Here is a 22,198-nt window from a genome sequence, read left to right as displayed (position 1 = left end):
GTCTCGAGGGTAGGGACAGTTCCGGAGCAAGTCAAACGAACTGGTTCGTTTGGTTATACTCGAAGGATGCACTCGACGACGGACGTACGGTCCCGCATCCTCCTGGCCGCCCGGGGGGAGTTCGCCGCCTACGGTCTGGCGGGAGCGAGGATCGACCGGATCGCGAAGTCGGCGAGTGCCAGCAAGGAGCGCCTCTACGCGCACTTCACCGACAAGGCGGCGCTGTTCCAGGCCGTCCTCGACACCAACGCGGCGATGTTCCACCACGCCGTCGTGCTCGACCCCCGGGACGTGCCGGCCTTCGTCGGCGCAGTGTTCGACCACGCGCACGACCAGCCGGACATTCTCCGTATGCTCACGTGGGCCCGGCTCGAGGGCGTGGACTACGACCTCCCGGGCGGCAGCGATCCCGACGTCAAACTGCAGGCGCTGCGGCAGGCGCAGGAGCTGGGCCACATCGACGCGTCCTGGGCGGTGGAGGAACTCCTGCCCCTACTTTTCGGCGTCGCACAGGCATGGGTGCAGGCTCCGCTGGCGGCGCACGCGAACGCGCGCCGGACACCCCTGGCAGCCCACCGGGCCGCTGCGGTCGACGCCGCCCGGAGGATCATCGGCTCCGCCCGGTGACGCGCCCAACCGGCTGCACGACGACGATGTCGGCCGACGGTGCCGGCCGTCGGGATACCCGACGGGGCGCTCAGGCCTCGAAGAGCCGCGCCCCCACATAGCTGCCCTCGGCGGCTCCACCCGGAACCGCGAAGATCCCCGAGCCGATGTGGCGGATGTACTCGTTGAGGATGTCCGATCCCGCGAGGCTCGTCTGCACCGGGATGAACGACCGCTCGGGATCGCGCTGGAAGCAGATGAAGAACAGGCCGGCGTCGAGGCGACCGAGGTCGTCGTTCCCGTCCACGTAGTTGTAGCCCCGCCGGAGCATGCGGGCGCCGCCATTGCTGTCCGGGTGGGCGAGGCGCACGTGCGAGTGCTCGGCGATGATCGGCTGGCCGCCGCTTCCCGGCATGGTGAAGTCCGGCGCCGTGAACTCGTCACCGCCGGACAGGGGTGCACCCGACCCCTTGGTCCGCCCGATGGAGCGCTCCTGCTCGGACAGGCGCGTCCGGTCCCACGGCTCCACGTTCATGCGGACCTTGCGGGAGACGAGGTAGGAGCCACCGGCCATCCAGGCCTGGTCGTCCCCCTCCGCCACCCAGACGTGCTCGTCGACGGCTGCCGGGTCCTCCGCCTTCACATTGGCGGTGCCGTCCTTGAATCCGAAGAGATTGCGGGGGGTCACCTGTGCAGTGCTCGTGCTGGACGTGCGGCCGAAGCCGAGCTGGGAGTACCGCAGGGAGGCGCGGCCGAAGGCGATGCGGGAGAGGTTGCGGACGGCGTGCACGGCCACCTGCGGATCGTCCGCGCAGGCCTGGATGCAGAGATCGCCGCCGCTGATGCGCTCCTGCAGCATGTCCCCGGCGAAGGTCGGCAGCTCGGTGAGCACCCGTGGACGGCGGTCGGCGATCCCGAAGCGGTCGGTGCCGTCCGCCGTCGTGAACAGCGTGGGGCCGAAGCCGAACGTGATGGTCAGACCGGTGGGGCCGAGGTCCATCGCCTCGCCCGTGTCCTCCGGCGGCGCCTCGTACGGACCGGCGTCCGGCGCGAAGTCACCCGCGCTCCCGCCCTGGCTCATCCGCGCAGCGGCCGAGGTCCAGTCCTCGAGCAGTCCGATCAGCTCCTCGCGGGAGATGTCGTCGACGTCGAACGCCGCGAAATGGAGCCGGTCCTGCGCAGGCGTGGTGATCCCGGCCTGGTGCTCCCCGTGGAAGGGGTAGGACAGGACATCGGGGTCGGGGGGGCTCGCCGTCGCCTCGGGGGTCGCCCGTCCGGCGGCCACGCCCGCGCCCACGCCGGCGGCCGCGGTCACGCCGGCGAGCGACAGCGCCCGACGGCGGGAGATGCGGAAGGTGCGTGCCATGGCCGCTATCCCAGCAGGGTCGCGGTGATGCGCGAGAGCGGTTCGCTGAGCGCGTTGACGCGATCGGACAGCGCCTTCACGTCGTCCGGGGAGAGCTCTCCGTAGGAGGCGTAGGCGATGTCGCGCTGTGCGGCGTCGGGCGCGCTCGTGCGGTGCTCAGCCAGCTCCGCGGCCAGGGCGTCGAAGTCGGCATCGAGGGTGGTCACGAGATCCGGGTCCTTGGCCTCCAGGAGGTCGCGCAGTCCGTCGACGAGCACGCGCGCACCCTCGACATTGCCCTGGAAGTCCCACAGGTCGGTGCCCGACCAGATCTCCTCCTCACCGGTGACCTTCCCGTTGGCCACCTCGTCCATGAGGGCGATCGCCCCGTTGGCCAGCTGGTCCAGCGAGAGATCGATGTCCTGGATACCGGCGTGCAGCGTCGTCGTGTCCGCGACGAGCTGGGCAGCGACGGCCTCGCGCTCGGTCTGCGTGAGCGGCGTGTACCCGGCATCGGCGGGCGGCCAGAGGTCCTTCTCGATGCGGTGCCATCCGGTCCACTCCTCGCCCTCGGCGAGATCCGCCTCGCGGTTGTCCAGCCGGGGATCGAGGTCGCCGAAGCTCTCGGCGACCGGCTCCACCCGCTCGAAGTGCATGCGGGTGGTCGGGTAGAGGCGCCGCGCCTCGTCGTCGTCACCCGCCGTGTACGCGGCGGCGAAGTCATCGGTACCGGTGAGGAGCTGGTCCACCTGGTCCTTCACGTACGCCCTGTAGTTGGTGACCGCGGCGTCGATCTGCGCCTGCTCGTCACCGGAGGGCTCGACCGCCGTGCCCGAGTCCGTGACCGTGAATCCGGCCCGGCCCACGCCGTCGCCCACCATTCCCGGCTTGCAGACCGTGTAGTAGGAGCCCGGCTGTGCGTTGACCACGAGGTCGCGGCTGATGCCCGGTCCGATGTTCTCGACCTCCGACACGATGCGCAGGCCGTCCTCGGCGAGCAGGTAGAACTCCGTCACCTGGTCCCCGGCGTTGGTGATGGCGAAGGTGAGCGGACCGCTCTCCGCCGTCGACGCCGAGACGGCGCACTCGTCAGTGGTACTCGTGACCGTCAGGCCGTCGGATGCACCGTCGGGTGACTCGGCGGACGCGTTGGGCGTGCAGGCGGTCGCGAGGAGGATGCCGCAGCCCGCTGCGAGGGCAGCCGGCAGGGAGAGGCGGGCGGTGGTCACTGGACTCCTTGGGGAAGTGGGTGCCGGACGGCGGCGGGCGCGGCGGACCTGCGCATGCTCTGCCGGATGAAGAGGGTCATGGTGGGGATGACGTAGAGCAGCCAGGCGATCCCCTCGAGCCAGGTGGTCGCGGGTGAGAAGTTGACGGTGCCCTTGAGCAGCGTCCCGTACCAGCTCGACGGCGGGACCGCGGCGCTGACGTCGAACATGAGGGAGTACAGGCCGGGCAGCATGCCGGCTTCCTGGAGGTCGTGGATGCCGTAGGACAGGACTCCGGCGGCCACGACGATGAGCATGCCGCCCGTCCAGGTGAAGAACTTCGACAGGTTGATGCGGAGCATGCCGCGGTAGAACATCCACCCCAGGACGACGGCGGAGGCCAGTCCCAGCGCGGCGCCGAGGATGGGCTGGGTGGTCTGGCCGGTCGCCTGGACGGCCGACCAGATGAAGAGCGCGGTCTCGAGCCCCTCCCGCCCGACGGCGAGGAACGCGACGACGACGAGGCCCCTGCCGCCACCTGCGAGGTGGCGGTCCACCTGGCCGTGCAGTTCACCGCGCAGGTTCCTGGCCGTCCTCGCCATCCAGAAGACCATCCACGTGACGAGGCCGACGGCGACGATCGAGAGGGAACCCCCGATGGCCTCCTGCGCCTCGAAGGTCAGGCCGTACGTGCCGTAGGTCAGGAGCGCACCGAATCCGAGGGACAGCGCCGCGGCGAGCGAGACCCCGAGCCAGATGCCGGGCAGCAAGTCCCTGCGCCCGATCTTGACGAGGTAGGCGACGAGGATCACCACCACGAGGGCGGCCTCGAGGCCCTCGCGCAGGCCGATCAGGTAATTCGCGAACATGGGCTGGCTTTCTTGCCGGGAAGGGCCCGTCAGCAGGGCAAGGCAAGCATAACCTAACAAAGGGGCCGGGGCGGGCCCACCTCACCCCTCGGCCCGGCCGCACGGTACCCGACGAACTGCGGGTCGCGAGCGGCGCGCCTCGGCATCGGCGAAGGCCGCCGGGCCGTGACACGAACCGACCGGTCGTCACGTCAGGGGTGGAGCGGGTCAGAGACCGAGGTCCGGCACCGGAAGGCCGAATTCGCGCCGGAGCGCGAGTTTCGCGGCGTTGAAACCGGCCATCCCGTGGACGCCGGGACCGGGCGGCGTGGATTGGGAGCACAGGTAGACACCCTTCAGCGGCGTGGCCCAGGGTCGGATGGAGGGCACCGGACGGGCCACGATCTGCCGCAGGTTCACCGCTCCGCTGCTGAAGTCGCCTCCCACGTAGTTCGCGTTGTAGGCCTCGAGATCGCTCGCCGTCGTCGTGTGGGTGCGGACGATGACGTCCCGGAATCCGGGCGCGAAACGTTCGATCTGCGCGGTGACGGCCTCGGCCATGTCACGGGTGGAGCCGTGCGGGACATGGCAGTACGTCCACAGGGTGTGCCGGCCCCCGGGCGCGCGGGTCGGGTCGAAGGACGACGGCTGGGAGAGGAGCACGTAGGGACTGTCCGGGTGCACGCCCTGGTTGACCTGCTTCTCCCCCGCGACGATCTCCTCGCGCGTGCCACCGAGATGGGCGGTCCCGGCCCGTCGCAGGTCCGGATGCGTCCACGGCACGGGTCCGGACAGGATGAAGTCCACCTTGCAGGCTGCGTTCCCGTAGGTGAACGCCTCGAGGGCCCTCCGGTAGGGACCGGTCAGGCGGCCGCGGGCCATCGCCTGGAACGTCGTGGGGGCGACGTCGAGCAGGACCGCCCGGGCCCCGGACACCTCGGCGAGGGTGCCGATCCTGCTTCCCGTGACCAGCTCCCCGCCGTGGCGCGTCACGTCGAGGGCCAGGGCGTCAGCGATGGCCTGGGACCCACCGACGGGGATCGGCCAGCCGACCGTGTGCGCCAGGAGGTTCAGCACCAGACCCGCTCCGGCCCCGGTCAGGGACGGGAGCGTGCCGACGGGATGGGCCATCACCCCGGTCACCAGCGCCTTCGCCTCGTCCGTCCGGAAACGGCGGTTCCAGGTGGGCAGGCCCTGGTCGAGGACCGAGAGGGCGAACCGAAGGGCTGCCCCCGGCTTCTTCGGGATCCGCACCACATGGTTGAGGGTGAAGGCGAGGATCGCCTGCTCGCGATCGCTGAGCGGCTGCACGAGGCGCCGGTAGGCTTCGCCGTCGACACCCAGCCCGGCAACCGTGCGCTCCATGCTGCGGTGCGCCACCCCGGCCCGGCCGCCGTCGAGCGGATGGGCGAAGGACACGTCGGGGATGGCGAAGCCGATGCGGCGGCTGAGTTCGAAGGCCCGGAAGAACGGCGACGCGAGCGCCATCGGGTGCACGGCGGAGCAGACGTCGTGGAGGTGGTCCCGTTCCATCAGGTCGAGCGATCGGGAGCCGCCGCCGATGGTCGCGGCGGCCTCGTGCACCCGGACTGACAGTCCGGCGCGGGCCATGACGACGGCGGCTGCCAGCCCGTTGGGACCTGCGCCGACGATCTCGACATCAACCATGGGGACTTCCTCTCCTGGCGCCGCCCGGCCGGTCCGCCGGGCTCATGTGCTCTCGGTGGTCGCTCCGCTGCGCCGGGTCCGCACCCGTCCGGACACCCGCGCCGCCACCCGACGGGCGACAGCCGGTGCCGCCCGTCGGCCGCGCAGCAGCACGGAGACGGCAGCGTAGCGTCCTGGCCGCAGCGGGATGTCGTAGGTGGTGGGCACGACGACGACGTTCTTGGAGAAGTTGCGCTTGAAGGTGGTGACGTTCGCCAGCGACGGGAAGTTCTCGCTCTCGATCCCGGTGAGGCCGCAGGCGGTGTTGCCCCCCGCCTTAAGCGTCCGGAAGGCTTCCCACAGGAGCAGGTAGGGCGCGAAGGTGGTGCGGGCCGCGTGGGTGCTGCCGGCGAAGTAGTAGACGGCGTAGCCGCGGTACTCGGTGGTGATCAGCCAACTGAGGGCGGCATCGTCCCGGTAGGCCACCATCAGCCGCAGGTGGTCGCCGAGGACGGAGAGCAGTGTCTCGTAGTAGGACGAGTCGAAGGACTGGAATCCGTCGCGTTCCGCGGTCTCCTGCATGATCGGGAACAGTTCCCGTGCGAAGACGGTCTTCCATTCCTCACGAGGAATATGACGGACGGACACGCCGTTCCGCTGCGCCCGGCGGATACTGTTCCGCGCGTTGGGGCGGAAGCTGCGGAGGAGGTCGGCTTCGGACGGCGTCAGGTCGACGACGATCTCCCGTTCGTACCAGCCGTGTTCGATCGGACCGGTCGCCGGGGACTGCAGGGTCGCCACCTGCATCCGGACGTACAGCGGATCGATCCCCGGATGATCGCGGAACTGCTCCCGCACCGTCTCCATCAGGAGCTTCTCGGCGGCAGGGGTCCTGTCAGCGAACCAGACAGGGCCGTTGACGGAGACGACGGACTCCCGGGAGCGCCGCACCACGTGCACATAGCCCGCGAGCGCCACGAGAGCGCCCGCTGGGTCCTCGTAGGCCCAGATACCGAGTGCCGCGCGTCCGAGCGCGCGCTCGAATTCCACCCAGTCCGGAGTCTGCTCGAGCGGGATCGGCACGTCCGGATGAGCGGCGGCGATCGCGTCGAACGCAGCCCGGTCGAGGGGGCGAGCGGTCAGGGATGGTGCAGTCACTGATGGTCTTCCGATGGGAGTCGTCTCGTCAGGGGTGTCCGCCGGCCGGCCGGCCGGTCGACACCCCGTCGCGCCGATGCCGGGAGGTGTCCGCGCGGTCCGGCCAGCCTATCGGAGCAGAGCGGACGGCACGGCGTCCGGGCCCTCGACCGGATCATCCCGGCCCCGTCGTCCGCCGGCGCCACCCGTGGTGCAGTGTGAAGCGGTCCTCGGCGTGATCGAACGGCCCGCCCTGCGGATCATCGATGCCGATCCGCCGGACCACGTCCTCGGAGGGCCTGGCCACCTCCCGGACGACGACCAGGAGAACGTATGCCGTAGCAAGAATATGGGCGATCACCGCACAGGCGTACGCACCCAGCCCCAGATTGTGTTCCGCCGCGCCTCCACTGGTCATGCCGCCGAGGTACAGCCACACGGCCCACCAGTGCAGCACCTCGACGAGCTGCCACACGAGCACCACCCGCCACCGGGGGACGGCCAGCGCCAGGAGGGGTACGAGCCACAGAGCGTACTGGGGCGAGTAGACCTTGTTGCACAGGACGAATGCCCCGACGATGAGGAGGGCCAGCTGTGCGAGGCGCGGGCGGCGGGCTGCGCGCAGCGTGAGGACGGCGACGCCCAGGCAGGCCAGGGCGAAGAGGACCACGGCCGCGATGTTGATGGCGGCGGGTGTGAGGGTGGGCGCTCCCGACTCCCGGGCCAGTGCGTTGTACACGTACCACCCCGAGGAGAATCCTGCGTCGCGGTCCTCCGAGAAGGTGAGGAAGTAGGCCCACGCCGCGCGGTCCCGCAGGAGGAACGGGACATTGACCACGAGCCACGCGAGCGTCGTGGCCGCGGCCGCCAGGAGGAACGGCCGGTACCGCCCGGAGCGGATGGAGAGGACGAGGACCGCCCCGAGGATCAGGACGGGGTAGAGCTTGACCGCTGCGCCCAGCCCCCAGAGAGTGCCCGCGAGGAGCGGGCGCTCACGGGCGAAGGCGAGCATCCCCGCCGTCGCGAGCACCACGGCCCACAGGTCCCAGTTGATGCTGCCGGAAAGGATGATGACGGGGGCGACGGCGACGATGGCCGCATCCCAGGGTCGGCGGGACGCCAGGCGGAGGGTCGCCAGGACGGTCAGGATCCACACGGCTGCCAGCAGGACCATGTTCACGTCGAAGTACAGCAGGGTCTTCGCAGTGAGGTCGGTGCCGGTCGCGAGGGCGTCGACCAGGACGGCGGTCCCCGAGGCCAGCAGGCCGAGGAGCACGGGGTATTCGAAGAGCGCTCCGGGTGTGACGAACGGCAGCACGCCCTCGCCGAGTCCCCGGCTCCGGTACAGCTCCGTCCAGTCCGAATAGCAGGCGCGGTAGAAGTACTCGGGGGAGGACCAGCCGGCCACCCGGCAGGGATTCTTCACGACGACCGCCAGGACGGCGGAGCAGACTGTCAGGAGGATCAGCACGCGGGGGACGGTGAACCACCGCGGAGCCACGCGTCCCGGGTCGGCGTGGCGCCCGAGCGGACCGCCGGCTCCTTCGGTCAGCGGTATCAGGAGGTGGTCGGACCTGCTCGGGACACTGATGCGATATGGCCCTCGCCTGCCTGTCCCGGAGCTCATGCGTCGAGCCTAGCCGTCCCGTGGCGACGACCGGTGGCGCCCCTCGACGGGCAGGATCCACGGTCCGCCAGGAGGCGCTACAGCACGACCGCCGGATGGCGAGGAATGGCACGGCATACATCGGCGTTATGAACTGAACGTAGACTGGCATTTCCTGCCGACCGCGCCCAGGGTGATGACGGCCGGGGCATATTCAACGGGCTTTCGAGGAGAACTGTGGGACAGAACCCCATTCGCGTGGCAATCATTGGAGTCGGCAACTGTGCCGCGTCGCTGGTGCAGGGAGTGCACTACTACCGGGACGCGGATGCGTCGGGGGCCATCCCCGGCCTCATGCATGTCGAGTTCGGCAAGTACCACGTGGGGGACGTGCAGTTCGTGGCGGCGTTCGACGTCGACGGCAAGAAGGTGGGCCACGACCTCGCCGAGGCCATCGGAGCGAGCGAGAACAACACCATCAAGATCGCGGACGTGCCGCCCACCGGCGTGATCGTCCAGCGCGGTCACACCCTGGACGGCCTCGGCAAGTACTACCGCGAGACGATCGTCGAGTCCGACGAGGAGCCCGTGGACATCGTCGCCCAGCTGAAGGCCTCGAAGGCCGACGTCCTGGTCTGCTACCTGCCGGTCGGCTCCGAGCACGCGGCGAAGTACTACGCCCAGTGCGCGATCGACGCCGGCGTCGCCTTCGTCAACGCCCTCCCCGTCTTCATCGCCGGCACCAAGGAGTGGGCGGACAAGTTCACTGCGGCGGGCGTCCCGATCGTGGGCGACGACATCAAGAGCCAGATCGGCGCCACCATCACCCACCGCGTGATGGCGAAGCTCTTCGAGGACCGCGGCGTGACGCTGGACCGCACCTACCAGCTGAACGTCGGCGGCAACATGGACTTCAAGAACATGCTGGAGCGGGACCGCCTCGAGTCGAAGAAGATCTCCAAGACCCAGGCCGTGACCTCCAACGTCAAGGCCGAACTGCGCGCCAACGACGTGCACATCGGTCCGTCGGACTACGTGGCCTGGCTCGACGACCGCAAGTGGGCCTTCGTGCGCCTCGAGGGACGCAACTTCGGCGACGCCCCGGTATCGCTCGAGTACAAGCTCGAGGTCTGGGATTCCCCGAACTCGGCCGGCGTGATCATCGACGCGATCCGCGCGGCGAAGATCGCCCTGGACCGCGGTATCGGCGGCCCCATCCTCTCCGCCTCGAGCTACTTCATGAAGTCGCCGCCGGAGCAGTACGCCGACGACATCGCCCACGAGAAGGTCGAGGCCTTCATCCGCGGCGACATCGACCGCTAGGCCCGGCCGGAAACCGCCAGGACCAGCAGCACACCGGAGGCCGGGACGGCGACGTCGTCCCGGCCTCCGGTGTGCCGGCCCCGTCCGTGGTGCATCCGCGTGATGGCGGGAGTCCGCGCCGCTCCGCGGTTCAGGAGCGTGGCCGGCACCGGTTGGCCGGCGGTCCTCAGAACAACCCGACCGCGTTCCCGTCGGCGTCGACGTCCATCCGGAGCGCCGCGGGCTCCCTGGGCAGCCCGGGCATCGTCATCACGGAACCCGTGAGCGCCACGATGAATCCTGCACCCGTCTTCGGGATGAGGTCCCGGACGTGCACGGTGAATCCCTTCGGCGCCCCGAGCAGGGTGGCGTCGTCGGAGAACGAGTACTGCGTCTTGGCCATGCAGACGGGAAGCCCCGACCAGCCGTTCGCCTCGATCTCCTTCAGGCGCCGCAGGGCGGGAACGGAGAAATCCACGCCGTCTGCCCCGTAGATCTCCTGGACGATCGTCCTGATCTTGTCCTCGACCGGAAGGTCGAGGTCGTACAGATGGGAGAACGTCACGGGGCGTTCGAGCGCCGCGAGCACCGTCGCCGCGAGGTCGTCGCCTCCCGGACCACCACCGCCCTGACCCCAGACGTCGGCCACCGCCGCGTCGATCCCCTCGCCCGCGCACCACTCCATGAGCCAGTCGAGTTCCTCGTCCGTGTCGGTCCCGAACCTGTTGATGGCCACCACCGGAGCCACACCGAACTTCTCGACGTTGCGCACATGGCGGAGCAGGTTGGCGGTGCCCTCGCACAGGGCGTCGACGTCGGGAGTGGCGAGGTCCGATGCCGGGACCCCGCCGTGCATCTTGAGCGCCCGGATGGTCGCGACGACGACGACGGCGTCCGGCGCCACGTCGGCGACGCGCGCCTTGATGTCCATGAACTTCTCGGCACCGAGATCGGCACCGAACCCGGCTTCCGTGACGACGATGTCCGCGAGGCTGCGAGCCGTCCGGGTGGCGATCACCGAGTTGCAGCCGTGGGCGATGTTGGCGAAGGGTCCGCCGTGGACGAGGGCCGGCGTCCCCGCGATGGTCTGCACGAGGTTCGGCTTGATCGCGTCCCTGAGCAGCAGCGCCAGTGCTCCTTCGACCCCCAGGTCCCCGACGGTGAGCGGCGCGCGATCGAACGTGTACCCGAACGTGATCGCGGCCAGGCGTGCCTTCAGGTCGTCGAGGTCCCGTGCGAGGCAGAAGACCGCCATGATCTCCGACGCCACGGTGATGTCGAATCCGTCCTGCCGCGGGGTGCCCTGCGCCGGGCCGCCGAGGCCGACGACGACCTCGCGGAGCGCGCGGTCATTGACGTCGAGGACGCGCTTGAAGGTGATCCGGCGAGGGTCGATGCCGAGTTCGTTGCCCTGGTGGATGTGGTTGTCGATCAGCGCCGCGAGCGCGTTGTTCGCCGAGGTGATGGCATGGAAGTCACCGGTGAAGTGGAGGTTGATCTCGTCCATCGGCAGCACCTGCGAGTAGCCCCCGCCGGTCGCACCGCCCTTCATGCCGAGCACCGGACCCAGGGACGGCTCACGCAGCGCGATCATGACGCGCTGCCCTGCCCGTGCGAGGGAATCGGCCAGCCCCACCGTGCAGGTGGACTTCCCCTCGCCGGCCGGCGTCGGGCTCATCGCGCTGACGAGTACCACCCTGCCCGGCGCCCGGCCGTCGCCGGGCAGGAGGCGCGGGTCGATCTTGGCCTTGAACCGTCCGTGGAACTCGAGTGCCTCCCGGGGGATCCCCGCGGCATCGGCTATGTCCTCGATGGGCTTGACCGCAGCGGCGCGGGCAATCTCAAGATCGCTCATGCAGCCAACCTATCAGCGGCTCCTGCGTCAGGCCGCCGGGAGCCCTGCGCGTTCCAGGACGTAGGTGATCAGTGGATCGTAGAGGCCGGGGCAGACGTTGTCGTCGAGCGGCACGGCCACCTCGAGCTGGCCCTGCGCCTCCGAGACGAAGAGCCCGGGGTCGTTGCAGTCGGCGAAGCCGATCGTCGGCAGCCCCGCACTCGCCGCCTGTCCGGCCCAGCCGTGGTCGGCAACCACGAGGTCGGGCAGGCCTGCGGGATCCAGGGCCAGCGTCTCGAGGCTGAGCCGCATCGGCTCCGGCAGGTGGGTGTGCATGAGGCCGCCGTGCTGGTGCCAGACGAGCACGCCGAAGATCTGCCGGATGTCACCGGCCCGGAAGCGCCTGCCCTCGGGTACCCGCACCACGGTGGCGCCGACGGCCGCGGCGGCGTGCGCGAAGGCCGCGTGGACGGGCAGCAGGCCGGCCGGGTGACCGGTGGCGAAGAGGATACGTTCCTTCCGGTGGGCGGCTGCACCCAGCCGATCGGCGAAGCGGTCGAGCGCCGCCACGCACAGCAAGCCGTCGATGGTGTCCTGTCCCTCGACGAGGTTGCGGTCCGCGCTCGTGCCCACGCGCTGGTGCATGAGGTCGAAGACCTCGTCGTAGTTCCACTCCCGGGTGAGGGCGACGCCGAACTCGAGGTTCTCGTTGCCCTCGAGGAACAGGCGCATGTGCCGCAGGTTGTCCTGCCGGGGTGTGGCCACGTCACCGGTGATGCGGACGGAGTCGAGGTAGGCGGCGAGCTCGGCGGGATTCACGCTTCCCATCCTAGGTCGGCGGGCCCGGACGGATGGGCTGCCGGTACAGGGTGGGACTGCCGGGTTCAGCGTGTGGTGGCGGCAGGGAACCGATCGACGGCGGTGCGATAGCTCTGTGCGGTCAGCAGGGCGGTGCGCTGCCACCCGAAAGCCAGCGCGTGGGTGGCAGCACCGCGGCCGAGCCGCTCCCGCAGGCCGTCGTCGTCGTGCAGGCGTTCCAGGGCATCCGCCCACCCATGAGCCGAGTGTCCGTCCACGAGGAGGCCGCTCCGGCCGTCGCTGATCGCCTGCGGGAGCCCGCCGACGTTCGCCGCGATGACGGGCGTACCGCAGGCCTGGGCCTCGAGCGCCACGAGACCGAAGGACTCGCTGAAGGACGGCATGACGACGGCGTCCGCCGCGCGGAACCACTGCGCGAGGTGTGCGGCGGTGACCGGAGGGTAGAGGCGGATGTCCTCGGTCAGGCCGGCGTCGTCGATGAGCGGCTGGAGGGCGAGCGCCTCCGATCCACTGCCGGACCCGAGGATGCTCACCACCAGTCGGATGTCCGGACGGCGGCGGCGGAGTTCGGCGGCGGCGGCCACGAGCACCTGGGGGCCCTTGAGCTTCTGGATCCGGCCCGCGAACACCACGTGGAACTGCTCCGGAGGAAAGGCCAGTGCCGCACGGGCGGCGGTGCGGTCCCCGGGATGGAACGTCGAGAGGTCGACGCCGGGAGCGACGACGTCGATCCTGTCCGGTGAGGCCCCGTAGAGCGAGACGAGCTCTGCCGCCTCCGTGCTGGTGTTGGCGATCAGGCGGGCGGCGCCGTCCACGATGTCCTGTTCACCCGCGGTCCTGGCCGCGGGCTCGGGCGCTCCGAGCGCCTTCATGCGGAGATCCTTCACCTTGGCCATGGTGTGCATGGAGTGCACCAGCGGAAGGCGCATCTCACGGCTCAGGGTCAGGCCGACCACCCCGGACACCCAGTAGTGCGAATGGAGGACGTCGAAGTGACCGTCGGCCAGGAGGTCGGCGACGTCCGTGATGGCGCCGGCGAACGTGTCGGTCAGGCCGGGCAGCGCCTCCTTCGGGATGCGGCGACGGGGCCCTGCCTCGAGGTGGTGGACCACGACGCCGTCGCCGAGCACCTCACGGCTGGGCCGTCCCTCGCCGGCTTCCCGCGTGAAGATCTCCACGTCGATCCCCACCCGCGCGAGTTCCCGCGCCGTACTCCTGACGTAGACGTTCATCCCGCCGGCATCGCCCCTGCCGGGTTGCTCGAGCGGGGAGGTGTGCAGGGAGAGCATGGCTACGCGCCGGACGGCGGACACGCTTCCTCCCTTCCGACCGGCGGTGAGGGAGGAGCCGGTCGAGTGACCCTCAGACCCTATAACGCCCTGTTCGCGCGCCGAATTCCGGGGCCGGACGGCAGCGCGACCGTTGCGCCAGACCACTGCGGAAGCCCGCGCCGGAAAGCGCGGGCCTCGCTCGTGGTGAGGGCGTCCGACGCCCGCCCCGTGACGGGGTGGACCGGACAGGATCGCTGCGGTGACCGCTGAACCCGGCCATCCCCGCGGACGGACGTCATTTGATGTAGAGCATGTGGCTCGGCTGTTCGAAGCGCAGCGAATCGTCCCAGGGACCGCGGGACTGGCTGCCCAGGATGCGCCCCCAGAGCGTGAGACCGTTCCGCCACCTCGCGAGCAGGCGCTGCACCTCCTGGCGACGGTGGAACCCGGGCATGGGCTGGGCTGGTCCGCCGGGCAGGTCCTCCGGGAGCGGATCCCGGGCAACATCGACGAGCGGCGTGAGTGATCCACTCATGATGAAGTCACCCCGGGCGGGAGCAGGCTGCCGTGGTGGAGGTGCGAGGGCGCGTGCCTCCGCGGCCGCCGACTCGAGCGGTCCGGAAGCTGATTGTTCGTCGAATTGGGCAGGGACGGGCCGTGAATTGGGCATGACAGACTTTCGAGGAATGAATTCGGGCAGAAAAAGCCGCGACAAAGGGAATTCAGGAAGAAGATACGAGGAAGCCGCGCACGGGTGCGGGTCGAGGCGGGAGTCGGCCGGCTACTGCCGGTACGCGGGCTTCCTAGTGCGAACGGACAACGAAGGCGGGATCGGTTCGCGGCGTGTAGGTCCTGCCGAGCATGGTATTCACAATCTCCACCTCCATTTCTTCGATTGCACGTGGGTCCGGGCGGTCGGGGCGACACTCGACTATCGAGTTGGGAAGCCCCAATGGCACATCTGCAAAGCTACCGTATGAATCACGCTCCGGCATAGCCCGTCAGCGGAATTAGTTGTAGGAATTCTGGAAAGGGCGGAATTGTGTGTCAGACCGTATGACGACGTCGGTCCGCGTCCCGGAGATCGACGCGCTCCGCGGGCTGGCACTCCTCGGGATCCTGATGGTGAACGTCTGGTTCTTCGCGGACCCGTCCGGCCCGCGGGGCGGTCCGGCGGAGGTCCCGGTCCCGGACCAGGCGGTGCGGTTCCTCGTCGCGACGTTCGTCGAGGGCAAGTTCTACCTGCTGTTCTCGCTGCTCTTCGGCTACGGCTTCGTGGTGCAGCGGGACTCGACAGCGCCACACACCGTCCGGGTGGTCGGCCGGAGACTCGCCGCCCTGGGCGTCCTCGGGTTCCTGCACGGTCTGACCCTGTTCTACGGGGACATCCTGGTGACCTACGCGCTTGCGGGGACGCTCCTGCTCGCCACCCGCACCATGACGACGAGAGCGAGGTGGGGAACTGCCGCCGCCATCACCGCGGGGGTCTCGCTGCTCATCATCGGATCGGCACTCCTCGTCCTGGCCGCCGGACCTGCGGGAAGCGGGGCGGCCGTCATCGGACCGGGGACCGCGTCGGACACGCCCGGCGAGGCCTTCGTCGCCAACGCCGGCATGTACGGTGCACTCCTGCCGTCCGTCGTCCTGTTCCAGGGGCCCCTCGCCCTCGCCGCATTCCATGCGGGAGCCGCCCTCGCGGAGCGGGGCGTCCTGCGTCCGCACCCACCGTCGCGCCGCGTCCTCGTGCGCGTGGCCGTGGTGGCTCTGCCGCCGGGCCTGGCCGTCTCTGCCCTGCAGGCCCATCTGGGCCGGCAGGGCGGCGAGGGGCTGTCGCTGCTCGCCACGGGCCTGTCGGTCGCGGCCTCGCCGCTGGTGACGATCGGATACGCGGCTGCCTTCCTCCTCCTGCTCCGCAGCCGGCCGGGGCGTGCGCTCGGCAGGGCGATGGCCGATGCGGGCCGCATGTCGCTGAGCAACTACCTCGGGCAGTCGGTGATGCTGTGCCTCGTCTTCACGGGCTACGGTTTCGGCCTGGCGGACCGGATCCCCGTTCCGGCGGTGCCGGCGGTCGTCGTCGGGCTCTACGCACTCCAGCTGGGCGCGAGCCACCTCATCCTGGCGCGGTTCGGTACCGGCCCGGTGGAGGCGGTGCTGCGCCGGTTCGTGCGGCGCACCCCGGCGGGCTGAGCACCCGTCGGTGCACGACGGCGACGGCTCCCGATCCGTGGCGGCGGCGTCGGCGACCCGTCGATCTGACGGCGGTGGCAGAGGCGAGCGCCTCCCGATCCGTGGCGGTGGTGGAGGCGGAGGTTCAGCGGGTCAGAGGTTCCAGTGCACGATCGCCGGCGTGCGCTTGTCCCAGCCGAGCGCGCAGACGGCGGCGGTGCCGAGGACGAGGCGGCGTCCCTCGATCGCTCCGAATTGCAGCCACCGTGCAGCGACGATCCGCAGGAAGTGCCCATGGGCCACGAGCAGGGCGTTCTCGATCGGCTTCGCTCCGGGCTCACGGTCGGCGGGAGTACCGCAACCGGCCTGGATCCTGGCGATCACGCGGTCAGCGCGCTCGGACACCTGGTCGAGCGTCTCGCCGTTCGGCACGCCGTCGTCCCAGATCAGGTAGCCCGGATTCTCCTCGCGGACCGTCGCGCTGTTACGGCCCTCGTTGTCGCCGTAGTCCCACTCATGGGCGAACGGAAGGATCTCGGCATCGGGGAAGCCGGCGAGCTCCGCCGTGCGGGTGGCGCGCTGGAGCGGTGACGTGACCACGAGGTCGAAGTCGACTCCCTCGAGATGTCCACGCGCGGCCAGGGCCTGCTCCTCACCGTGCTCGGTGAGCGGGAGATCCGTCAGGCCGGTGTAGCGGCCGTCCCGGGACCATTCCGTCTCGCCGTGCCGGAGGAGCCACAGCTTCGGCAGGGGCGTCCCAGCTGGGGTGAGATCCGGTGCTGCTGCGCCTGTCATGGGCTTCATGGTGTGCTCTCCTGGGATTCGGGCTGTTCGCTCCACCACCGGCGGAGCTTGGTCTCGGCGGCGGCCGGGTCGTGGGGGCCGTGCTCCATGCGTTCCTCGAGCAGGAACCGGTAGGCGCGGCCCACCACGGGTCCGGGCCGGATACCGAGCAGATCCATGATCTGCCCGCCGTCGAGGTCGGGGCGGATGGCGTCCAGCTCCTCCTGCTCGGCCAGCGCGGCGATCCGGGTCTCGAGGTCGTCGTAGGCGAAGGCCAGGCGCTCGGCCTTCCGCCGGTTCCGTGTCGTGACGTCGGAGCGCGTCAGGCGGTGGAGGCGCTCCAGCAGGGGGCCGGCGTCGCTCACGTAGCGCCGCACCGCGGAATCGCTCCAGCCGGCCTCTCCGTAGCCGTAGAACCGCATGTGCAGCTCGACCAGCCGGGACACGGCCTTGATGGTGTCGTTGTCGAACCGCAGCGCGCGGAGCCTCTTGCCCGTCAGCTTCGCTCCCACGGCGTCGTGATGACGGAAGCTGACCGCACCGCCCGGCTCGAACTTGCGGGTGGCGGGCTTGCCGATGTCGTGCAGGAGCGCGGCGAGGCGCAGGACGACGTCGGGTGCGGGAACCGGTCCGTCGTCGTCCGTCTCCAGCTCGCAGGCCTGCCGCAGCACCGTGAGGGAGTGCTGGTACACGTCCTTGTGGCGGTGGTGCTCGTCCGTCTCGAGGCGCAGGGCCGAGACCTCCGGGAGGACATGGTCCGCCAGGCCGGTGCCCACCATGACGTCGATCCCCTCGTCCGGTGCCGCCCCCCGGATCAGCTTCACCAGCTCGTCGCGGACCCGCTCCGCCGAGATGATGGAGATGCGCTCCGCCATGGCGGTCATCGCCTCGGCCACGTCGGGTGCAACGGTGACGCCCAGCTGAGACACGAAACGCGCGGCGCGCATCATGCGCAGCGGGTCGTCGGAGAACGACGACGAGGGCGCGCCGGGTGTCCGGAGGATCCCGGCATGGAGATCACGGACGCCGCCGAAGAGGTCCACGAGCTCCAGGGACGGCAGGCGGAGGGCCATCGCGTTGATCGTGAAGTCACGCCGCACGAGGTCCTCGTCCAGGCTCGTGCCGAAGGCGACGGTGGGATTGCGCGACGCCGGATCATAGGCCTCGGCGCGATAGGTGGTGATCTCGATCTGGAAGCCGTCCTTGCGGAGACCGATGGTGCCGAAGGCGCGGCCGATCTCCCAGTAGGCGTCCGCCCAACGCCTGATGAGGGCGATGGTGCGGTCGGGGTCGGCGTCCGTGGTGAAGTCGAGGTCCGGTGACACGCGGCCGAGGAAGAGGTCCCGCACGGGCCCGCCCACGAGGGAGAGTTCGTGACCCGCAGCGTCGAAGAGCTCGCCGATCTCGAGGACAACGGGAGGAAGCGGTGCGGTGAGTGTCGAGGTGTCCAGCAGGTGCGCCATAGTCCCTTAAGGGTGCCAGATGGGGCGCGGTTTCCCACACCGTGGGCGGGTCCGCGACAGCTGCGGCCCGGGCTCGCCGGCGGCTCCGCACCGGGCTGCGCCGTCATCGCCTCCGCTTAAAGATCGTTAGAGTGGTCGGTATGGACCGGCCCGTTCCGAGTGCTCCGAAGCGCACCCCGTTGACAGTGTCAATGGGAACCACGGGTATGCCTGCCGTGCAGCACCAGCTCCCCACGGTGGAGGAGGTCTCGGCCGGCGGGATCGTCATCGACGCCTCCAGGGAGACCCTCGACGTCGCCATCATCGCCCGGCTCAACCGCGGTGGACGGCTCGAATGGTGCCTGCCGAAGGGCCACCCGGAAGGTGTGGAGAACAACGAGGAAGCGGCGGTCCGCGAGATCGCCGAGGAGACCGGCATCGAGGGCAGGATCGTCTCGGCGCTCGGGAGCATCGACTACTGGTTCACCGTCAGCGGCCACCGTGTGCACAAGACCGTGCACCACTACCTCCTCATCGCGACCGGCGGGTACCTGACGATCGAGAACGATCCGGACCACGAGGCCGTCGACGTCGCCTGGGTACCGCTGCAGGAGCTGGGCCGCCGGCTGTCCTTCCCCAACGAGCGCCGCATCGCCGACCTCGCCCGCGAAGTCCTTCCCGAACACCTCTGAGTCGGCCGCGGCCATACTGCCGCTCCCTGGCGACCCGCCGCGCCGTCGTCGTGCCCTGGGGTGAGACGATGGGAAGCGATGTCTGACACGAATACCGCCTCGATCCCCCTCCAGGACGCCGGAGAGCCTGTCCGCGACGATCCGTCCGCCCCCCGCAGCGGCTCGACCGCCCGGTCGAGCGCCATCATGGCCGCCGGGACGCTCGTCTCCCGGATCCTCGGTCTCGTCCGGGTGGCACTGCTCGCGACGGCCATCGGCGCCTCGGGCCAGGTCTCGGACCTGTTCACCTCGGCCAACAACCTCCCGAACTTCCTCTACCTCATGCTCGCCGGCGGCGTGTTCAACGCCGTCCTGGTCCCGCAGATCATCAGGGCCAGCCGCCAACCAGACCGCGGCGCGGACTACGTCAGCCGGCTCCTGACCCTCGCGGCCATGGCGCTCCTGGTCCTCGCCGTCGTCGCGACCCTCGCGGCCCCCGTCATCGTCGGGGTCACCACGAGCTTCACGGGTGAGAAGCTCGCCCTCGCCACCACCTTCGCGTTCTGGTGCCTGCCGCAGATCTTCTTCTACGGCATGTACGCGGTGACGGGGCAGATCCTCAACGCGAACGGATCCTTCGGTCCGTACATGTGGGCGCCGGTGGTCAACAACATCGTGTCGATCGCCTTCCTGGTGGTCTTCATCCTCCTGATGGGGAGCGAGCAGGCAGAGCGGCACAGTCCCGACACCTGGACGTCGACGCAGACCCTGCTGCTCGCCGGCGGCACCACCCTCGGTATCGTCATCCAGGCCCTCGTGCTGTTCATCCCCCTCAAGCGGCTCGGTCTCGGGCTGCGTCCGAAGTTCGGCCTGCGCGGAACGGGGCTCGGCCGCACCGGCAGGCTCGCTTCCGTCACGATCGTCACGATGCTGATCGGCAACGGCCTCTACCTCGTCAACCAGCGCGTCGCCACGATCGCCACCGATGCCCGCCCTGCCCTGCTCGCGCAGGATCCACCCGTCGAGATCGCCGGTCTGACCAACCTCGAGTTCGGCTCCATGGTGTACCAGCTGCCGCACGCGGTCATCGCCCTGTCCCTGGCCACGGTCATGTTCAACCAGCTGTCCTCCGCACACGCGGACGGCAACCTCCCCGCGGTCCGCGCGACCCTGTCCCAGGGGCTGCGGATCATCGGCGTCGCGACGGTGTTCGGGTCGGCCGCACTGCTGGCCTTCGCGGGACCCCTCGGCGTCCTCTTCAGCGAGTCCGCCGAGAGCGCCGCCCTGAACGGTGTCATCATCGCGATCCTTGCGATCGGGGCACCGTTCCTCAGCGCCAATTTCTTCCTCACCCGGGTCTTCTACGCCGGCGAGGACGTGAAGACTCCCCTGAAGATCCAGCTCGTCCTCTCTGTCGTCGGGGTGGTGCTGGCCCTCGTCGCCGGCATGTTCGACCCCCGGCTGATCGTCCCCATGCTGGCCGTCGCCTACTCGCTGGGCAACGTCATCGCGGTCGCCGTGAGTCATACCTTCCTCACGCGGTCCATCGGCCGCTACGGTGCCGGGCACGTCTTCGACGTCCATGTCCGCCTGGCCGTCGCCGGGATCGTCGCCGCAGTCGCCGGTACGGCGCTGTGCTGGGCGTTCGGCGGCTACGACGCCGACGGCTTCCTCTGGCAGTCGAAGCTGAACGCCCTGCTGGTGCTCGCGATCGGCGGTGTGCTGATGGGAGTGGTGTACCTGGGCATGCTGAAACTGCTCCGGGTCCGCGAACTCGACGAATTCGCAGGCCCTCTCCTCGCGCGTTTCCGCCGGAGCGGCGCCTGACCCAGCCGCCCGGAAAACGCCGGGGTGACCGGTAGCATGGGTAAAAATCAGCCATGCTCGCGGGAGGAACACGTGCCAGAAGCAGTAGACGTCGGTTCAGTGCTGGGCGGCCGGTACAAGGTGACCGCCTACGTCCTGGCATCTGCTGAGAAGGATCTCGTGCTCGACGGCGTCGATCAGGTCCTCAACCGGCCCGTCAGTATTCTCGTCGCCTCCTCCGGCAACGCCTCGCAGGTGGCGGCCAGCGCTCGCGACCTGGCCACCGGGGACAGGAACAGTGCCATCCAGGTCCTCGATCTCGGCATCACGGACGCCGGCACCTACCTCGTTACCAACCGCACCCCGGCAGCGGACATGCTGGACCTGATCGTCCAGCAGGATCCCCCGCGGGAGGACCAGCCCTTCGTGGAGCCGTTTTTCACGGACACCCTCGGCTCGGAGATCTTCGGTGGCCCGCGATCCACCGAACCCGAGTCCTACGACGACGACCACGAGGACGATCACGACTCCCGGCACCAGCGAAAACCACGTCTCTCGGGTCTCCGCGAACGCTTCGGACGCCACGGCGCGGAGGAATCCCGGCAGGACGACACCTCGGACCTTCCGCCCGTCGACGCGGAGCCGGCACCCGACCACCGACCGTCCTCCCACCGCGTTCCGCCGCCGCCGAACCGCCGCCCGGGAGGATCCTCCGTCGACGAGCCGCACCGGTGCTCCGAGGACGCAGACCACCCATCGGGCGTCGGAGGAGCAGGTGCCGGAGCGGGAGCGGCAGGCCTGGCAGCCGGAACGGCCGCGGCCTCCTCGTCGCCGTCGTCATCAGCCCGCGCGGCTTCCCTCTTCCCGCTCTCGGGCGACAGGGATGCCAGTGATGACAGCGACGGGAGCGACGGGTACGACGACACCGGTCGGGACGAGTACGACGACGAGGACAGCAACGGCCGCAGGTTCACCCGGGTCCTCGTGGGCGTCGTGCTGACCGTGGTCCTCGTCGTGGCGGTGGTCCTCGCGGCGACGCAGCTCGGATCCATCTTCAACGGCGACCCCGTCGCCGACCCCGCGACGGAGCGCTCCAGCGCCGCTCCCGCTACGGAGGACGCCACAGCGCCGGCCCCGGCAGAGACTGCCACCGCCGAACCCACCCAAGCTCCCGTCACTCCCGTCATCACCGGCATCACCCGTGTGGTGCCCGACAACCCGGGACTCGACGCGGCCAATGATGTCACCCTGCCGTCGATCATCGACGGCAACCCGGCGACCTTCTGGGGCAATCAGGTGTACGCGAGTGACAGCTTCGGCGGACTGGCGACCAATCTGGCACTGGTCGTCCAGCTCGAGGAGGAGTCGACCATCTCCCAGGTGACCATCGAGCAGCTCAACGGAGCGGGCGGGAGTTTCTCCGTGCTCGTCAATGATCAGCCGACGCTCGAGGGAGCGGAGCAGATCGCCCAGGGCGGATTCACGTCCCCTACCGTATCGCTGCCCATCCCCTCCGGAGCAGACGGACCACCCACCGGACAATTCGTCATCGTGAACTTCACCCAGCTGCCGCGCCTGTCGAACATCCAGGCCCAGTATCCGTTCGGCCTCAGGATCGCCGAGATCCGGGTCAGCTGACCGCGGCGAGCACCGAACCAACCGCTCCCGACAGGGAACCGACGTCGAGCATCGGCCGGCGTCGTCGAC

18 protein-coding genes are annotated in these 22,198 nt (G+C 69.7%); 6 read left to right on the top strand and 12 right to left on the bottom strand.

Features of this window, described 5'->3' with window-relative positions; translation table 11 throughout:
* Nucleotides 1-66 precede the first annotated feature (66 nt).
* Complete coding sequence (locus tag ASF21_RS02310) at nucleotides 67-627, top strand: TetR family transcriptional regulator (protein WP_055766243.1); 561 nt, start codon at nucleotides 67-69, stop codon at nucleotides 625-627.
* Nucleotides 628-697: 70 nt separating this feature from the next.
* Here the strand turns inward: ASF21_RS02310 and efeB are convergent, their stop codons facing one another.
* From efeB to ASF21_RS02280, 6 genes are all read right to left on the bottom strand, one after another.
* Nucleotides 698-1,972, bottom strand: coding sequence for an iron uptake transporter deferrochelatase/peroxidase subunit (gene efeB, locus ASF21_RS02305; RefSeq protein ID WP_055766239.1), 1,275 nt, complete (start codon nucleotides 1,970-1,972; stop codon nucleotides 698-700).
* Nucleotides 1,973-1,977: 5 nt separating this feature from the next.
* Entirely contained in the window at nucleotides 1,978-3,180 is a 1,203-nt protein-coding gene (gene efeO, locus ASF21_RS02300; RefSeq protein WP_055766236.1) for an iron uptake system protein EfeO, read from the bottom strand.
* Nucleotides 3,177-4,028, bottom strand: a complete 852-nt coding sequence (gene efeU, locus ASF21_RS02295) for an iron uptake transporter permease EfeU (RefSeq protein ID WP_055766233.1) — start codon at nucleotides 4,026-4,028, stop codon at nucleotides 3,177-3,179. The genes efeO and efeU overlap by 4 nt, the downstream gene beginning before the upstream one ends.
* 207 nt (nucleotides 4,029-4,235) lie before the next feature.
* The gene (locus tag ASF21_RS02290; RefSeq protein ID WP_055766231.1) at nucleotides 4,236-5,675 is read right to left on the bottom strand and encodes a phytoene desaturase family protein; all 1,440 of its coding nucleotides are present in this window, start codon (nucleotides 5,673-5,675) and stop codon (nucleotides 4,236-4,238) included.
* A gap of 42 nt (nucleotides 5,676-5,717) precedes the next feature.
* Nucleotides 5,718-6,812 carry a lipid II:glycine glycyltransferase FemX gene (locus ASF21_RS02285; protein WP_055766229.1) on the bottom strand — a complete coding sequence of 365 codons (1,095 nt, stop codon included), beginning with the start codon at nucleotides 6,810-6,812 and terminating at the stop codon, nucleotides 5,718-5,720.
* A 154-nt stretch (nucleotides 6,813-6,966) separates the two neighbouring features.
* Entirely contained in the window at nucleotides 6,967-8,418 is a 1,452-nt protein-coding gene (locus tag ASF21_RS02280) for a glycosyltransferase family 87 protein (protein ID WP_055766225.1), read from the bottom strand.
* Nucleotides 8,419-8,634: 216 nt separating this feature from the next.
* On the opposite strand from ASF21_RS02280, the gene ASF21_RS02275 reads away from it, so the two are divergent.
* The gene (locus ASF21_RS02275) at nucleotides 8,635-9,720 is read left to right on the top strand and encodes an inositol-3-phosphate synthase (RefSeq protein ID WP_055766222.1); all 1,086 of its coding nucleotides are present in this window, start codon (nucleotides 8,635-8,637) and stop codon (nucleotides 9,718-9,720) included.
* 166 nt (nucleotides 9,721-9,886) lie between these two features.
* Here ASF21_RS02275 and ASF21_RS02270 read toward each other — a convergent pair whose 3' ends face one another.
* The 4 genes from ASF21_RS02270 to ASF21_RS16675 all read right to left on the bottom strand — a co-directional run bounded on the left by ASF21_RS02270 (nucleotide 9,887) and on the right by ASF21_RS16675 (nucleotide 14,293).
* Nucleotides 9,887-11,554 carry a formate--tetrahydrofolate ligase gene (locus ASF21_RS02270; RefSeq protein WP_055766219.1) on the bottom strand — a complete coding sequence of 556 codons (1,668 nt, stop codon included), beginning with the start codon at nucleotides 11,552-11,554 and terminating at the stop codon, nucleotides 9,887-9,889.
* A gap of 27 nt (nucleotides 11,555-11,581) precedes the next feature.
* Complete coding sequence (locus tag ASF21_RS02265) at nucleotides 11,582-12,361, bottom strand: phosphatase (protein ID WP_055766214.1); 780 nt, start codon at nucleotides 12,359-12,361, stop codon at nucleotides 11,582-11,584.
* Between the two features lie 56 nt (nucleotides 12,362-12,417).
* The gene (gene mshA, locus ASF21_RS02260; protein WP_055766210.1) at nucleotides 12,418-13,665 is read right to left on the bottom strand and encodes a D-inositol-3-phosphate glycosyltransferase; all 1,248 of its coding nucleotides are present in this window, start codon (nucleotides 13,663-13,665) and stop codon (nucleotides 12,418-12,420) included.
* A 253-nt stretch (nucleotides 13,666-13,918) separates the two neighbouring features.
* Nucleotides 13,919-14,293, bottom strand: a complete 375-nt coding sequence (locus ASF21_RS16675) for a hypothetical protein (RefSeq protein ID WP_157365703.1) — start codon at nucleotides 14,291-14,293, stop codon at nucleotides 13,919-13,921.
* A gap of 386 nt (nucleotides 14,294-14,679) precedes the next feature.
* Between ASF21_RS16675 and ASF21_RS02250 the strand changes: the two genes are divergently transcribed.
* Nucleotides 14,680-15,810, top strand: coding sequence for a DUF418 domain-containing protein (locus ASF21_RS02250; protein ID WP_055766204.1), 1,131 nt, complete (start codon nucleotides 14,680-14,682; stop codon nucleotides 15,808-15,810).
* 132 nt (nucleotides 15,811-15,942) lie between these two features.
* On the opposite strand, the gene ASF21_RS02245 is transcribed toward ASF21_RS02250, so the two are convergent.
* Both ASF21_RS02245 and ASF21_RS02240 read right to left on the bottom strand, forming a co-directional pair.
* On the bottom strand, nucleotides 15,943-16,593 hold the full coding sequence (locus ASF21_RS02245; RefSeq protein WP_235498627.1) for a histidine phosphatase family protein: 651 nt from the start codon (nucleotides 16,591-16,593) through the stop codon (nucleotides 15,943-15,945).
* Nucleotides 16,590-18,035: a CCA tRNA nucleotidyltransferase gene (locus ASF21_RS02240; RefSeq protein ID WP_055766201.1), complete on the bottom strand. Its 1,446-nt coding sequence runs from the start codon at nucleotides 18,033-18,035 to the stop codon at nucleotides 16,590-16,592. Before ASF21_RS02240 ends, ASF21_RS02245 begins: the two co-directional genes overlap by 4 nt.
* A gap of 191 nt (nucleotides 18,036-18,226) precedes the next feature.
* Here ASF21_RS02240 and ASF21_RS02235 point away from each other — a divergent pair, with 191 nt between their 5' ends.
* The 3 genes from ASF21_RS02235 (at nucleotide 18,227) to ASF21_RS02225 (ending at nucleotide 22,129) form a co-directional block, all read left to right on the top strand.
* Nucleotides 18,227-18,706 carry an NUDIX hydrolase gene (locus tag ASF21_RS02235; protein WP_055766198.1) on the top strand — a complete coding sequence of 160 codons (480 nt, stop codon included), beginning with the start codon at nucleotides 18,227-18,229 and terminating at the stop codon, nucleotides 18,704-18,706.
* A 78-nt stretch (nucleotides 18,707-18,784) separates the two neighbouring features.
* Complete coding sequence (gene murJ / locus ASF21_RS02230) at nucleotides 18,785-20,512, top strand: murein biosynthesis integral membrane protein MurJ (RefSeq protein WP_082471170.1); 1,728 nt, start codon at nucleotides 18,785-18,787, stop codon at nucleotides 20,510-20,512.
* A 72-nt stretch (nucleotides 20,513-20,584) separates the two neighbouring features.
* On the top strand, nucleotides 20,585-22,129 hold the full coding sequence (locus ASF21_RS02225; protein ID WP_157365702.1) for an ABC transporter substrate-binding protein: 1,545 nt from the start codon (nucleotides 20,585-20,587) through the stop codon (nucleotides 22,127-22,129).
* Nucleotides 22,130-22,198: the final 69 nt, after the last annotated feature.

The organism is Arthrobacter sp. Leaf234 (assembly GCF_001422665.1).
Taxonomy (GTDB): domain Bacteria; phylum Actinomycetota; class Actinomycetes; order Actinomycetales; family Micrococcaceae; genus Arthrobacter_D.
Note: the sequence above shows the minus strand (reverse complement) of the source record. Positions and strands in the feature narration are given on the sequence as shown.

Bases quoted from the DNA above. Each gene is read 5' to 3' on its own strand.
- efeB (WP_055766239.1), bottom strand. From the start codon at position 1,972: ATGGCACGCACCTTCCGCATCTCCCGCCGTCGGGCGCTGTCGCTCGCC.
- ASF21_RS02290 (WP_055766231.1), bottom strand. From the start codon at position 5,675: ATGGTTGATGTCGAGATCGTCGGCGCAGGTCCCAACGGGCTGGCAGCC.
- ASF21_RS02280 (WP_055766225.1), bottom strand. From the start codon at position 8,418: ATGAGCTCCGGGACAGGCAGGCGAGGGCCATATCGCATCAGTGTCCCG.
- ASF21_RS02270 (WP_055766219.1), bottom strand. From the start codon at position 11,554: ATGAGCGATCTTGAGATTGCCCGCGCCGCTGCGGTCAAGCCCATCGAG.
- ASF21_RS02245 (WP_235498627.1), bottom strand. From the start codon at position 16,593: ATGAAGCCCATGACAGGCGCAGCAGCACCGGATCTCACCCCAGCTGGG.
- efeU (WP_055766233.1), bottom strand. From the start codon at position 4,028: ATGTTCGCGAATTACCTGATCGGCCTGCGCGAGGGCCTCGAGGCCGCC.
- ASF21_RS02235 (WP_055766198.1), top strand. From the start codon at position 18,227: ATGGGAACCACGGGTATGCCTGCCGTGCAGCACCAGCTCCCCACGGTG.
- ASF21_RS16675 (WP_157365703.1), bottom strand. From the start codon at position 14,293: ATGCCCAATTCACGGCCCGTCCCTGCCCAATTCGACGAACAATCAGCT.
- ASF21_RS02310 (WP_055766243.1), top strand. From the start codon at position 67: ATGCACTCGACGACGGACGTACGGTCCCGCATCCTCCTGGCCGCCCGG.
- murJ (WP_082471170.1), top strand. From the start codon at position 18,785: ATGTCTGACACGAATACCGCCTCGATCCCCCTCCAGGACGCCGGAGAG.
- ASF21_RS02240 (WP_055766201.1), bottom strand. From the start codon at position 18,035: ATGGCGCACCTGCTGGACACCTCGACACTCACCGCACCGCTTCCTCCC.
- ASF21_RS02265 (WP_055766214.1), bottom strand. From the start codon at position 12,361: ATGGGAAGCGTGAATCCCGCCGAGCTCGCCGCCTACCTCGACTCCGTC.
- ASF21_RS02250 (WP_055766204.1), top strand. From the start codon at position 14,680: ATGACGACGTCGGTCCGCGTCCCGGAGATCGACGCGCTCCGCGGGCTG.